We start from the raw sequence: 14,149 nt of genomic DNA, 5'->3' as shown, positions 1-14,149 counted from the left end.
GGGTATCTTTATCTAAGCGGATTAAACGAGTTTATCGCTTTCTTCCTCTTCTGTTTCAGCAGCTGCTGCCGTTTCGTTCGTACTCATCTGATAGTAGGAACGGATCGACGAGTAGATCTCACTTTCAATCGCTTCGTTTTCTTTCAAGAACTGCTTCGCATTTTCACGTCCTTGTCCGAGACGTTCGCCATTGAAGGAGTACCAAGCCCCGCTCTTTTGAACGACATCGATGTCTGAACCGATATCAAGAATCTCACCTTGCCTAGAAATTCCTTCTCCGTACATGATATCCACTTCAGCCGTCTTGAATGGAGGAGCGACCTTGTTTTTGACAACCTTGATACGCGTCTTGTTACCGACCATATCGTTTCCTTGCTTCAATGTTTCTGCACGGCGTACTTCTAGACGGACGGATGAATAGAACTTCAACGCACGTCCACCAGGAGTTGTTTCAGGATTTCCGAACATGACTCCGACTTTCTCACGAATCTGGTTGATGAAGATTGCTGTCGTCTTCGACTTGCTGATTGCGCCGGAAAGCTTACGAAGTGCTTGGGACATCAAACGGGCTTGTAGACCTACGTGAGAGTCACCCATCTCCCCTTCGATTTCAGCTTTCGGTACGAGTGCAGCAACGGAGTCGATGACCAAGATGTCTACTGCACCGCTTCGTACTAATGCTTCTGCAATCTCAAGCGCTTGTTCACCTGTATCCGGTTGGGATAGTAATAGTTCGTTAATGTCGACACCGAGCTTTTCAGCGTATACCGGGTCTAATGCGTGTTCCGCATCGATGAAGGCCGCTTGACCGCCGTTTCTTTGTGCTTCTGCAATCGCATGGAGGGCAACGGTCGTTTTACCAGATGATTCAGGACCGTAAACCTCGATGATTCTTCCTCGTGGATATCCGCCTACTCCTAGTGCGATATCTACAGCGAGTGATCCGCTTGAAGTCGTGGAAACACGGTTTTCAGTTTGTTCCCCCAGCTTCATGACAGATCCTTTACCGAATTGCTTTTCTATTTGTCGTAATGCCATATCTAATGCAGCTTTGCGATCACTCATGAAATCACTCCTCTAAATTGACTAACCTCATCATACCGTTTTTCATTACATTTGCCAATACTTTTTACGAACATTTATTCGCCTTTTTTCAATTCTTTCAACAAGTAGAACAAGCCGTAATTGACGGTCCGACTGCGTACCGCATTTCGACCACCCGCGAGGTTCAACGGATATATGTTCGTCCCACCTTCAGAGGCGATTCCGATATAGACAGTACCAGGTGATTTCCCTTCCATTTCATTCGGACCGGCAACACCTGTAAAGCTGATGCCATAATCACTGCCGAACTGGGAACGGATATTTTCAGCCATCAATCGAGCACATTTTTCACTGACAGCTCCTTCATTGTCCAGTACTTCTTGCGGGACTTTCAGAAGATCTCTTTTAATATCATTCTGATAGCAGATCAACCCCCCGAGGAATACTTGTCCAATCCCAGAGATTTTCGTCAAGTCATGTCCGAAGTAACCTCCAGTCAAGCTTTCAGCGCATGCCAGTGTATGATCCGTATCTTGAAGTTTCTGCATGACTTCTGCTGACAGGCTCGTCTCGTCATAACCGTAAAAATACTCGCCTACACGTTCAAAGATCTGACCTTCCAGCTTATCGATCAGAGCCTCTCCTTCGGCTTTCGTCTGACATTTCGCTGTCAGTCTCAATGTCACTTCAAAGTTCCCCGCTAGAGGTGCAATTGTCGGGTTTGTCTGTGCATCAATCAAATCCATCAGTTTCGTTTCAAGAGCAGATTCCCCTATACCATAGAAACGAAGGACACGCGAATGGATGAGTGAATCGTCCCCACGGAACTGCTTCACGTAAGGAATGGCATAATTCATGAACATCGGTTGCATTTCCTTCGGTGGTCCAGGTAATAGGATATACGTCGTACCGTCTTGATGAAGTGCCATCCCTGGCGCCATACCATTATTGTTCGCTAGAACATCCGCGCCTTCAAATACGACTGCTTGACGACGATTGTTTTCGGACATCGTCTGACCGGTTTTTTCATAGTACCCTTCAATCAAAGCCATCGCTTCTTCGTTTTCCACGAGAGACAAACCAAGGTGTTCCGCAATCGTTTCTTTCGTTAGATCATCTTTCGTGGGACCGAGACCGCCTGTGAAGATCAGTAGGTCTGACCGCTCTGAAGCCGTTTCAATTGCTTGGATCAAGCGGTTTTTGTTATCTCCCACCACTGTATGATAGAAAACATTGATTCCTTCCTCAGCTAGTTGCTTGGAAATGAATTGTGCATTCGTATTGGCGATCTGACCAAGTAATAGCTCAGATCCAATTGCAATGATTTCAGCGTTCATTCAATCCACCTCATTTTCAGGAAAGTATAAACCGCCCTTTAAGTAAGGACGGTATGAGTTCTGTTATTTCGACTTTAGCATAATATGTTTGTTTTTCATAAAATAATCCCATCCGGAATAGACCGTGATGATTGTCGCAGCCCATAGTGCAAGGCTTGCGAACGGGATGGACAGCGCAGTGAAAGGCACGTTGTGAAGCAGCAATGCGGCTATCGCAATGATTTGGATCCATGTTTTCAATTTACCCATCTGACTCGCCGCAATCACATCGCCATCTCCTGCAGCGATCAAACGTAATCCAGTTACAGCAAATTCACGGCTCAAAATCAAAATGACCATCCAAGCAGGAGCCAGCTGTAATTCTACAAGTCCAATCAACGCTGCCGTGACGAGTAGCTTGTCAGCTAATGGATCTAGAAATTTCCCTAAGTTGGTGACCATGTTAAGCTTTCTTGCATAATAACCATCAATCCAATCCGTACAGGATGCAATGATGAAGATGAGTGCTGCAATGAAATGATGGGTCGGGATCTCTCCCGAAAAGATTTCAATCGCGCCCCAGTCAAATGGCACTAATAAAAAAATCATAAATACCGGAATCAATAATACACGTGAAAAAGTAATCTTATTAGGTAAATTCATAACTTCCTCCTGAATCAATATGAACGTAAACATGTCTATTTTACCACAATCCATTTAAAAGGAAACTTCAATATGTAAAAAGAAAAGACTGTTTTCGCAAACTTTTGATGCTCTTGAAAGTAGTTGATTTCCGCTTCAGGTGCTCGCTTTCCGTGGGGCGTGCGGTGAGCCCACTCATCGCTTTGCGACATTGAATGGTCTCACCTGTCCCACTGATCCCGCTGGAGTCTCGCACCTTGCACTCCAATCAAATTGCACAAGTGGTTTCTAAATACCATTGATTTTAAAGTAACAATCCTTAAGAAAAGAGCCAATGAAAAAGGATTGGCTCGAGACCTTATGACTTGAGCCAATCCTATGTTTTTACTGAGCGTTTTCTGTTCCTTTTTCATATTGAATGACGATTTTTTGGTGAACTCTTTCAGACGGTTTCACGGTGTAGGTGAAAGGTTCTCCATTGACCGTGATGTCAACATAAGGTGTTGCACCGATATTGAAAGTGACCTTCGATTGATCAGTGAGAGAATACTGAAGTGTTTCACCTTCAGGATATTCCTTCCCGCTCGGTTGTATCAATTTATTGTCGGCACCCTTCACATCAATATATGATTTTCCAGTCGTCTTCAACTCAACATTGAATTCATCTGTATTGGAAAGGGTGTACGTCGTTACAATACCTTCTGTTGAAACCTGTTCAATATTTTGCTCTTGAACCGGTTCCTCTTCTTCAGATTGGGTTTCTGTACTGTCACCTTCAGTTGTATCATCTGCACTGGAGTCATCCTGAGTATCTTCTGCAGGCTGTTCAGGTTCCTCAGGCTCATCCCCCTGTTCAGAGTCATAATCATCAACACTGTCCTGAGTCGGTTCGGATTTCGCATTGTTTACGTTATTCGATACGAACCAGTATCCCGCAATCAACAATGCAATCAGGAGCATGACCGTGAAAATCAATGGCAATACTCTCGCAATCTTACTGTCTTTCGGTACGTCGCTCTTCGCTCTGGATGCCCGTGGAGCAAATTCGGTCTTCGCCTGATCAGTGGCAGGAAGATCACTTGCATGTTCTTCAAACAATTGATCTGGATCGAGATCCACCGCTTCTGCATAGTTTTTAATGAACGCTCGGGCATAGAAAGCACCTGGAAGAATGCTGTATTGTCCTTCTTCAATGGCTTGCAGATAGCGTTTTTGGATTTTAGTCTTGTCTTGCAACTCATCATAAGATAAACCTTTACTTAAACGCGCTTCTTTTAAGCGCTGACCCAATTCTGTCATACTACCACCTACCACTATTCAAAATCAAAGGATGTAACGTTCGTTTCAACAAGATCGTATGTGATTTCTTCATCTGGGTCATCCCGAAGTTCGATGATGTAATCGAAGTCATCCATCGTATATTCCGATTCTCTTACGAAGATATCCGGATGTTCCACGATTTTTGTAGCTGGAAGCCTCATCACTTCACGGATGAGCTGCCAATGCTTTTCAGATGATCGTTTCAAAGAGACAATCCCATCAATGAGGAATACGTGATCGTTACTATATTCATCATCAGCAAGTTGGCTGCGGATCGTCTGTCTCAACAAGGTTGAAGAAACGAATACCCATCGTTTATTCGCACAGACACTCGCTGCCACGATGGATTCGGTTTTCCCGACTCGTGGCATCCCTCGTATCCCTATCAGCTTATGTCCATCCACCTTGAACAATTCGGCCATGAAATCGACAAGTAATCCGAGTTCATCTCTTACAAAGCGAAATGTTTTCTTGTCATCGGCATCTCTTTGTATGTATCGTCCGTGTCGGACTGCTAATCTGTCACGTAGCTTCGGCTTTCTCATCTTCGTAATCGTAATATTATCCATCGTTTCGAGAATGGTCTTCAGACGTTCGACTTGTTCAGAATTGTGAACGAGTAATAGCATGCCTCTTCTCATATTGTCTACACCATTGATAGTGATGATATTGATACCAAGCATCCCGAGCAATGAAGAAATATCCCCAAGTAGACCAGGACGATTTTTATGTATTTCATATTCTAAGTACCATTCCTGCGCTTCCATTGCTCATCTCCTTCCGTCAATTCCTCATTTTCCGACATCCTTTTCTCTAATGATAAATGATTTTCATCTGTAAGAAAAGTAAAAATAAAGATAAACTTGGTAATCCTTCATCCATGAAAAAAGCTGACCCATCTTGAATCAACTTCTTAACCTGTAAACAGGTATCCGTCAAGAGGATCAGCATCTTTCAACTATTCACGACGGTCTTCAACTAACTTGACCATCATGCTTGCGATAGAATGGCGTTCTTCTTCAGAACCAACATTCCAAAGGTCAGCAAGTACCTTTTCTTCCGCATTTTTCGGTTCTACTTGCTCAGCTAAGTATCCACCGATTTCTGTGGCAATTTCAGTAATGGCTTCGTGTCTCATCCCTTTGCCTTCTGCATTGCGTAGACGGTCTCCGAGAAAACCTTTCCATTCTTCCCAGTTATCAAGAACAGACATTTGCAGTCCCTCCTAGAAAAAATTAAAGTCGTTCACGGATTATCATTTCTCATTTCAGGATGGATTATGCACGAAATTTCTTCAACAATACCAAGCGCCATTTACCGGTAGGATATGACCGGTGATGTAGGATGATTTCTTCGAGATCAGATATCCGACAGCATCTGAAACTTCCTCCGGTAGTCCGAAACGCCCGATTGGGATTTCGTCAGCAATCTCATCCAACTCTTCTTCTGAAAGATGTTCGTTCATTTTCGTGGCGATGATTCCTGGAGCCACTGCATTGACCCGGATCCCGCTTGGGGCTAGTTCCTTGGATAGCGCTTTGACCATCGTGTTCATTCCCCCCTTGACCATGGAATACAAGACTTCACACGATGCACCTGTTTGCCCCCAAATGGATGTAATCATCACGATCGATCCTTGCTTTTTTTCCACCATGGTCGGAAGAAGCTTCTGCAACAAACTGAAGGGACTTTTCAATTGTAGTTGAACCATGCTATCCAGCTCTTTGGGAGAAACATCCGTCATCAATCCAGTATGAGAACTTCCGCAATTATAAACGAGGACTTCCACCGGCTTGTCTAACTGTTCATAAAGAACGGAAGGTCCCTCAGAATCAGCAAGATTCGCATTGACGAGCTTGCATTCGACCTTTGTTGAAAATTCGAACTGCAGCTTCTCGACGGCTTCTTTATTTTGATAATAGTGCAAATAAAGGTTGTAACCCTGATCGGCAAGCTCTCTTGCAATGGCTTGTCCAATTTCCCCACTCGCACCTGTCACTAAAGCATATCGAGACATAGCATTTCCCCTCCCCAATATATCAATATGAAGTAGAGACTGACCTCTCAGCCAGTCTCCCTCTGTGCTATGCTTTTTTTGGTCTAACCTGACAACTTGTGAACGATTTCTGATTGAAATGCTCTTTCATGATCGTTTCTAAATCCTCATTTGTAATCTTATCGTACATTTCTACGACTTTGAATAGATTCATGCCTCCGAATTGGAACCGGGTGAATTGATTTGCGATATATTCCGGTGAATTCATGGATCGTAAGAAGCTTCCGATTTTTTTCTTCTTCAAACGGTCGATGGACGAACCTTCAATCCCTTTGGATTTTTCTGCCTCGATCATTTCAACGATCCGCTCCGTCAATCGGTCAGGATCCGTCGTGTCTCCACCTATCAAGGTGAATCCGAAGTCCCCTTCTTCCGTGTAATCAAAAGAGAAGGATTGGTCGATCAGCCCTTCACTATAGAGATCTTCATAGTTGTTGGAACTTTGACCGAAAAGGTAATCCAACAGAAGATTCATGCAAAGCTCATATTTCAAACGTTCGTCACCAAACCTGCCCGGATTCGCCTGTTTGAAACCGACCATGCATTTTGGCGTTTGGACCGTCATCTTGATGACAGACTTTTTCTTCGCCACCTCGGCTGGTTCATCGTCAAAGAACCGTTCGATTTTTTCAGGAGGTGCGAAATCTTTACTGTTCTGGTTCTCTACAATCAGATTCATGATCTCTTCTGGTTCCACATTCCCAACGATGAACAGTAACATGTTGTTCGGATGGTAGAACGTTTCATAACAGGTGTATAGGTCATCCTTCGTAATTTTTGCAATGGAAGGAACGGTTCCTGCGATATCGATTTTCACCGGGTGATGATGGAACATATTTTCAATCACACCGAAGTACACACGCCAATCCGGATTATCATCATACATCTCAATTTCTTGCCCGATGATCCCTTTTTCTTTTTCAACTGTCTGTTCGGTGAAGTATGGTGCTTGAACGAAATCAATCAGTGTTCGCAAGTTTTCGATCACATTCGATGTACTTGAAAACAAGTAAGCCGTCCTTGTAAAAGATGTGAAGGCATTTGCAGATGCCCCTTGCTTACTGAAATCCTGGAAGACATCGCGATCTTCTTTCTCGAACAATTTATGCTCTAGGAAATGCGCAATTCCATCCGGTACTTTAATCGCTTCTTCTGCTCCAAGAGGAGTAAAGTGATTATCCACTGATCCGTATTTCGTCGTGAACGTCGCGTATGTCTTGTTGAACCCTTTTTTCGGTAAAATGTAAACTTCGAGACCATTATCAAGCGTATCTGAATACAACGTCTCCTGTAACTGATCGTAATAGACTTCTTTCATGATTATTGACCCTCCCCTTTAAGGAAATAGATCGTATCTAAAGTAACAGTATCTGCAACTTCCAACACATCCCGCATCGTGACAGCTTGAATGCCTTCGATCCATTCATCAATGGAGCGTTCGATGCCTGCTACTTTTGAGTGATATAGGAGATCGACCCAACTATTCGGGTTATCTACAGACTCTAGGATTTGGTTTCGAAGCATTTCTTTTGTCTGTGCAAGTTCTCCGTCAGAAATATCTCCGTTTTTCATCTTATCCATTTGCTCTCGGATAATGGTTACTGCCTGCTCATAATTTTTGAATTCAATACCAGACATGACAAAAATCGCACCGATATGGCTTTCCACTCTGGAAACAGCGTAATAAGCGAGGCTCGCTTTCTCCCGGACATTGATGAACAGCTTGGAGTGAGAAAATCCTCCAAAGATCCCATTGAACACTTGCATAGCATAATAGTTTGGGTCGGAATACGTAATGGATGTGCGGTAACCCATATGAAGTTTCCCCTGTTTGACATCTTGCTCATCGAAGATTACGTTTTCCTGATCTTTTCGATTGATAGCAGGTGCAGACATTTTTTCAGGAGCCGGTCGTGAAGAAAGCTGGATTTTCGATTGGATTAGATCCGTCACTTGATCTCCATCGATATCACCAACGACATAGACGTCAATTTCATCATTCTCGATTACATCCTGATAGTATGTGTAAAGCTCCTCGGCTGAGATGCCATCGACTTCTTCTTCTTTCCCGAATGCATGGAGTGCATAACGGTCACCTTTGAACATTTCTTCAATCAAGCGTTTATTCGCAAAGCGCATTTTATCGTCGTAAATGGATTGGATCTTCTGTTTAAGGACACGTTTTTCTTTTTTGACATTCGTTTCATTGAATTTCTCGCCATCCGTCAGAGGATTCAACAATACTTCCCCTAAAAACGAAATCGATTGTTCAAGCAACGGGGTTTGATCCAGTAGAAATTTCTCGTTGGAAACATCCATACGGATCGTGATGATCTGATACTCGCCCTTCTTACCGATTGATGTGACGAACCCGGCACCATACATATCCTCTAACAATCTGTGAATATGTAATGAGGAAGGATATGACTCCGTACCTGCTTTCAAAACTTGAGCCAACAATGCTCGTTTTGTGACATTTTCTTCTTCAATCTTCCGTTTGATCTGGATGGAAAATGTCGTGGTTTTATATTTTTCTGTTTCTAGAAGATGGAGTGTATAACCATTTGATGAAACCACTCGTGGTTCTTTAGTCTTCGCCATATTCGGACCTCTCCTTCTTTTTTTGTTAGCATACCCGAATCGGAGTAGAATCATGAACACTTCATATATACTCGGATCAGGGACGTACGATAACGTCAAGCTTTGGAATTGAGGAGGTTGATTTCATTTAATATCAATGATGAATCTAATTTAGACAAAGTAAAAAGAACTCCTCATAAAGAGAAGTTCTCTAAAAGTTAGCGTTTTCCTTTTTCGTAAGGCTTCCCGATTGCTTTCGGTGCATCTGCCCTTCCGACGAATCCTGCCAGGGCAAGGATCGTCAACACATAAGGAGAGATCAAAAGGAACACATAAGGGATTTCTTTTAAAAACGGAATCTGCTGACCTGTGATACTCAAGGATTGCGCTAATCCGAAAAACAGTGCCGCCCCTAAAGCTCCAAGTGGATGCCATTTTCCGAAGATCATCGCTGCAAGCGCCATGAACCCTTGTCCTGCAATCGTCGAGTGGGTGAAGTTCCCGCTGATGGATGTAGCGTAGACCGCGCCACCCAGCCCTGCGAAAGCCCCACTGAGCATGACTGCAATGTATCTCATTTTCGTAACGTTGATTCCCATCGTGTCTGCCGCCATCGGATGCTCACCTACAGAGCGTAATCGTAATCCGAACGGTGTCTTGTAAATGACGAACCAAACGACAATTGCAAGTGCAATCGCCACATAAGACGTGACATAAGCTTTACCGAACAACAATGGACCGATGATCGGGATATCAGACAGGATTGGCACATCCGACTTGAAAATACGTTCGTTCAAGTAAGGTGTTTGTCCTGCATCGAAAATTTTCTTCACAAGGAAGATCGTCAAACCTGCTGCAAGGAAGTTCAGCGCTACACCACTGACGACCTGATCCGCTCTGAATGTAATACTTGCAACGGCATGTAAAAGCGAGAAGATCGCTCCAAGTATGATTGCAACTACGAAAGAGAACCATGGTGATGCACCACCGAAGCCCCACGTTTCTCCATAGAACGTGAATACTGCTCCGACGAATGCGCCCATCATCATGAGACCTTCAAGTCCGATATTGACGACTCCGGATCGTTCACTGAATACTCCACCGAGCGCAGTTAATATAAGAGGGGCTGCTGCAAAGATGGCTGTTGGTATGATGATGCCTAAAATTTGCATGAGATCCATCTAGATTTTCCCCCTTTTATTAATGCGATTTCTCAGCCAATGCACGAGATAACTGGATGCAACGAAGAAGATGATCAATGCAATGACAATCGTGATCAGTTCAGGTGGAACTTGAGCGATGGCTTGCATGTTCAATGCACCAATTTTCAATCCACCGAAAAGAGCGGCAGCAAGAATGATACCGATCGCACTGTTCGCTCCTAAAAGGGCAACAGCGATACCATCAAAACCAACGCCGGTGAACGCAGCGTTAATCGTCATGTACTGGTACGTTCCGAGACCTTCCATCGCTCCTGCGACACCTGCGAAACCTCCAGAGATGACCATTGACAGAACGATGTTTTTCGATACATTGATACCTGCGTAGTCAGATGCATGTTGGTTGAACCCTACCGCACGCAATTCATAACCAGTCGTCGTTTTCCACAGAAGATACCACATCAGGATCGCAGCAAGGATTGCAACGACGATCCCATAATGGAGACGTGAAAAATCTGTGATCTCTTGTAAAAACATTGAGGATAAGGACGCGGAAGGTTGGATTTCCTCCGTACGCTCCCCTGGTGCCAAAAGGTACGATCGAATGATGGAGTTCGTCACATGTAATGCAACATAGTTCATCATGATCGTTGTAATGACTTCATGGACTTTGAACCTTGCCTTCAAATAACCCGGCACTAGACCCCATAATCCACCTGCAAGTGCTCCAGCCAGGATGGCAAGCGGCACATGGATGAAAGCAGGTACGCCTTCTACAGCGATTCCGACATAGACAGAAGCGAGCCAGCCGACTAACAATTGACCTTCCACTCCGATGTTGAATAAGCCTGTACGGAAAGCAAATGCTACTGCAAGACCCGATAAGATCAACGGCGTCATTTGACGGATCGTTTCACCAATGAAGTATGAATCTGTAAATAGGACACTGAACAATGCGTAATATGCTTCGAATGGGTCATATCCGCTCGTCAGCATCAGAATCCCACCAACGAGAAGGGCAAGTGCAACTGCTATGACTGGTACACTGAGTTTGAAAAGAATCTTTTGCAATTTCACCTACTGTTCCCCCTTCTCAGCTTGTTTGGATCCTGCCATCAACAATCCGAGTTCTTGTTCGGTAACTTCCTTCGGATCGACAACAGCTACAATTTCCCCTTCGTATATGACAGCAATCCTGTCACTAACATTCATGATTTCTTCAAGTTCGAAAGAGATAAGCAAAACTGCTTTATCCGCATCACGCTCTTCAATCAACTTGGAATGGATGAATTCAATAGCTCCGACATCCAATCCACGTGTAGGTTGCGCTGCAATCAATAGGTCAGGACTTCGATCGACTTCCCTCGCGATGATCGCTTTTTGCTGATTTCCACCAGATAATGCACGTGCTTGTGTATGCACACTCGGTGTACGTACATCGAACTGGTCAATCAACTCTTTCGCTTTATTCAATATGTTCGTTTTCTTCAATTGCTTGAACTTTGAGTAAGGTTCTTGATAATACGTTTGAAGAACCATATTTTCACCAATTGAAAAATCCAGGACAAGACCATGTTTATGACGGTCTTGAGGAATATGGCCGACACCCGACTCGGTCACTTTTCGTGGCTTACGATTCGTGATGTTCTTACCGTTCAGCTGAATCGAACCACTCGAAGCTTTACGAAGACCCGTGATCGCTTCAATCAACTCAGACTGACCGTTACCATCGACACCAGCGATACCGACGATTTCCCCAGCTTTCACAGTCAGATCAAGACCTTTCACAGCTGTCACACCCCTGGAATCCTTCACGACGAGATCTTTGATTTCCAGGACATCCTGTTTAGGTTTGGCTGGTTCTTTTTCAGTTGTAAAAGAAACTTCACGCCCTACCATCATGGATGCTAGTTCGTCCCTGTTCGTAGTGGCTACGTCGACCGTTCCGATTCCTTTACCTCTTCGGATGACGGTACAACGGTGACAAACCTCCATGATCTCTTTCAACTTATGGGTGATGAGGATGATGGATTTACCCTCAGCGATCAATCGCTTCATGATCTGAATAAGTTCTTTGATTTCTTGCGGTGTCAAAACCGCTGTCGGCTCATCGAAAATCAAGATGTCTGCACCACGATAAAGCGTTTTGAGGATCTCCACGCGCTGCTGCATCCCTACGGAAATGTCTTCGATTTTTGCATAGGGGTCAACTCTCAGTCCATACTGACGGGAAATTTCCTCTACTTTCTTTGCAGCCTTTTTTACATCGACCTGACCTCGATGCCTAGGTTCACTACCAAGGATGATGTTCTCTGTAACTGTGAAATTCTCGACTAACATGAAGTGCTGATGAACCATTCCGATTCCGAGATTGTTGGCAATATTCGGATCGGTTATTTCAACTTTCTCTCCTCGTACTCGGATCTCACCCTGTTCAGGCTGATACAATCCGAACAATACGTTCATCAACGTGGATTTCCCTGCACCGTTTTCCCCCAAAAGTGCATGGATTTCCCCTTTTTGTACTTGTAACGTTACATTGTCATTGGCAACAATGCCTGGAAACTCTTTTCGAATCCCTTTCATTTCAATGACGTATTCCAAAAGTAATCACTCCTACACCTGTTGTTCCTAAAACATAGCCTACAATTGTTGTATGATCGATGCTCCCTATTCTCTCGAGTGTAGCAAGGAAAGCTACATTGAGCGTGTAAGACTTGCCTTGTTACACCCAAGAGCTATGACGTCTTACCTTACTGATTCTGACTTGAGAGCATTTCGGATTACATGCGTGCTTTTACACCCTGTATGGATGGTTTACATGAACAAAGGCCAGTAGTAACTACCAGCCTTTGTATAGAGCTATATGGAGATTACATGTTTTTACTTATTAAATGATGCAAACTCGTCGTCTGTTTTAGGAACTTCCACTTCACCTGCAACGATTTTCTCTTTGTACTCTTCGACCATTTTAAGAGCTTCTTCTGATACGTTGTCTTGAGTAGGGGCAATTCCTACGCCGTCTTCTTCAAGACCGAATTCTACGATTTCTCCACCAGGGAAGTTTCCTTCCATCGTTTTCTTCGATACTTCGAATACAGCTGTGTCAACACGTTTTACCATTGAAGTCAACGTTACACTCTTGTTAGCGTCTTGATCATAGATACCTTCAGCGAATTGGTCACGGTCAACACCGATCACCCATACGTCTTCACCGTTTTTCTTACGGTTGATCGCTTCTGTGAATACGCCTGCTCCAGTTCCACCAGCTGCGTGGTAGATAACATCTGCACCTTTACCATAAAGTGTAGCAGCGATCGTTGTACCTTTTGCAGCGTCGTTGAAGTCACCAGCATATTGTGTGAAGATTTCAGCGTCAGGGTTAGCCGTCAATACACCAGCTTTGAATCCGTTTTCAAATTTCTTGATGAGTTCAGATTCTACTCCACCGATGAAACCGATTTTGTTTGATTTAGACTGAAGTCCAGCTACAAGTCCAACTAGGAAAGATCCTTGGTGCTCTTTAAACGTGATGCTTGCTACGTTATCCAAATCAACGACACTATCTACTAGTGCAAATTGTGCGTCTTTTTGCTGTTCAGCTACTTTTTTGATGTCTTCTTGCATAAGGAATCCGATTCCGAATACAAGATCGAAGTCTTGACGTACTAGGTTGTTCAAGTTCGGACGATAGTCACTTTGAGCGTCTGATTGAACGTACGTATATCCTTCTTTTTCTTTCAAGTCGTTTTCATTTCCGAATTCTTGAAGACCTTCCCAAGCAGATTGGTTGAATGACTTATCGTCAACTCCACCTGTATCGGTAACCATTGCTACTTTAAAGCCGTCTTCCTTCTGTTCCTTTTCGCCATCCCCTGATGCATCGTCACTTGCTCCACAAGCAGATAGTAGTGTACCTGCTGCCAATACCATAGACATTAAAAATCCATAACGCTTTTTCATGAATCCTATTCCCCCTTAATGTATTTTCAAAGTTTCATAGTACACGTATGATGCTTGAACGCTCTCTT

The 14,149-nt window shown here is 43.8% G+C and carries 14 protein-coding genes; all 14 read right to left on the bottom strand.

Annotated elements, in window-relative coordinates; all coding sequences use genetic code 11:
• Nucleotides 1-21: 21 nt before the first annotated feature.
• The 14 genes from recA to ACSVDE_RS05855 all read right to left on the bottom strand — a co-directional run bounded on the left by recA (nt 22) and on the right by ACSVDE_RS05855 (nt 14,081).
• Nucleotides 22-1,065 carry a recombinase RecA gene (gene recA / locus ACSVDE_RS05920; RefSeq protein ID WP_439300015.1) on the bottom strand — a complete coding sequence of 348 codons (1,044 nt, stop codon included), beginning with the start codon at nt 1,063-1,065 and terminating at the stop codon, nt 22-24.
• 74 nt (nt 1,066-1,139) lie between these two features.
• Nucleotides 1,140-2,381: a competence/damage-inducible protein A gene (locus ACSVDE_RS05915; protein WP_439300014.1), complete on the bottom strand. Its 1,242-nt coding sequence runs from the start codon at nt 2,379-2,381 to the stop codon at nt 1,140-1,142.
• Nucleotides 2,382-2,444: 63 nt separating this feature from the next.
• Nucleotides 2,445-3,023: a CDP-diacylglycerol--glycerol-3-phosphate 3-phosphatidyltransferase gene (pgsA, locus tag ACSVDE_RS05910; RefSeq protein WP_439300013.1), complete on the bottom strand. Its 579-nt coding sequence runs from the start codon at nt 3,021-3,023 to the stop codon at nt 2,445-2,447.
• Nucleotides 3,024-3,058: 35 nt separating this feature from the next.
• Nucleotides 3,059-3,214, bottom strand: coding sequence for a hypothetical protein (locus ACSVDE_RS05905; protein WP_439300012.1), 156 nt, complete (start codon nt 3,212-3,214; stop codon nt 3,059-3,061).
• A 172-nt stretch (nt 3,215-3,386) separates the two neighbouring features.
• The gene (locus ACSVDE_RS05900) at nt 3,387-4,301 is read right to left on the bottom strand and encodes a RodZ domain-containing protein (protein ID WP_439300011.1); all 915 of its coding nucleotides are present in this window, start codon (nt 4,299-4,301) and stop codon (nt 3,387-3,389) included.
• A gap of 14 nt (nt 4,302-4,315) precedes the next feature.
• Nucleotides 4,316-5,089, bottom strand: coding sequence for a DUF3388 domain-containing protein (locus ACSVDE_RS05895; RefSeq protein WP_439300010.1), 774 nt, complete (start codon nt 5,087-5,089; stop codon nt 4,316-4,318).
• Between the two features lie 191 nt (nt 5,090-5,280).
• Nucleotides 5,281-5,535 carry a DUF3243 domain-containing protein gene (locus tag ACSVDE_RS05890; protein WP_439300009.1) on the bottom strand — a complete coding sequence of 85 codons (255 nt, stop codon included), beginning with the start codon at nt 5,533-5,535 and terminating at the stop codon, nt 5,281-5,283.
• An 81-nt stretch (nt 5,536-5,616) separates the two neighbouring features.
• The gene (ymfI, locus tag ACSVDE_RS05885; protein ID WP_439300008.1) at nt 5,617-6,339 is read right to left on the bottom strand and encodes an elongation factor P 5-aminopentanone reductase; all 723 of its coding nucleotides are present in this window, start codon (nt 6,337-6,339) and stop codon (nt 5,617-5,619) included.
• 67 nt (nt 6,340-6,406) lie between these two features.
• Nucleotides 6,407-7,696, bottom strand: a complete 1,290-nt coding sequence (gene yfmH / locus ACSVDE_RS05880; RefSeq protein ID WP_439300007.1) for an EF-P 5-aminopentanol modification-associated protein YfmH — start codon at nt 7,694-7,696, stop codon at nt 6,407-6,409.
• Between the two features lie 2 nt (nt 7,697-7,698).
• Nucleotides 7,699-8,979, bottom strand: coding sequence for an EF-P 5-aminopentanol modification-associated protein YfmF (gene yfmF, locus ACSVDE_RS05875; RefSeq protein ID WP_439300006.1), 1,281 nt, complete (start codon nt 8,977-8,979; stop codon nt 7,699-7,701).
• Between the two features lie 197 nt (nt 8,980-9,176).
• Complete coding sequence (locus ACSVDE_RS05870) at nt 9,177-10,139, bottom strand: ABC transporter permease (protein WP_439300005.1); 963 nt, start codon at nt 10,137-10,139, stop codon at nt 9,177-9,179.
• Nucleotides 10,140-11,189, bottom strand: coding sequence for an ABC transporter permease (locus tag ACSVDE_RS05865; protein WP_439301939.1), 1,050 nt, complete (start codon nt 11,187-11,189; stop codon nt 10,140-10,142). It abuts the gene before it with no gap.
• A gap of 6 nt (nt 11,190-11,195) precedes the next feature.
• Entirely contained in the window at nt 11,196-12,722 is a 1,527-nt protein-coding gene (locus tag ACSVDE_RS05860) for an ABC transporter ATP-binding protein (protein WP_439300004.1), read from the bottom strand.
• Between the two features lie 279 nt (nt 12,723-13,001).
• Nucleotides 13,002-14,081, bottom strand: a complete 1,080-nt coding sequence (locus ACSVDE_RS05855; protein WP_439300003.1) for a BMP family lipoprotein — start codon at nt 14,079-14,081, stop codon at nt 13,002-13,004.
• Nucleotides 14,082-14,149 lie beyond the last annotated feature (68 nt).

The organism is Pseudalkalibacillus sp. Hm43 (assembly GCF_051842935.1).
Taxonomy (GTDB): Bacteria; Bacillota; Bacilli; order Bacillales; family Fictibacillaceae; genus Pseudalkalibacillus.
This window is presented reverse-complemented; position numbering and strand designations above follow the sequence as displayed.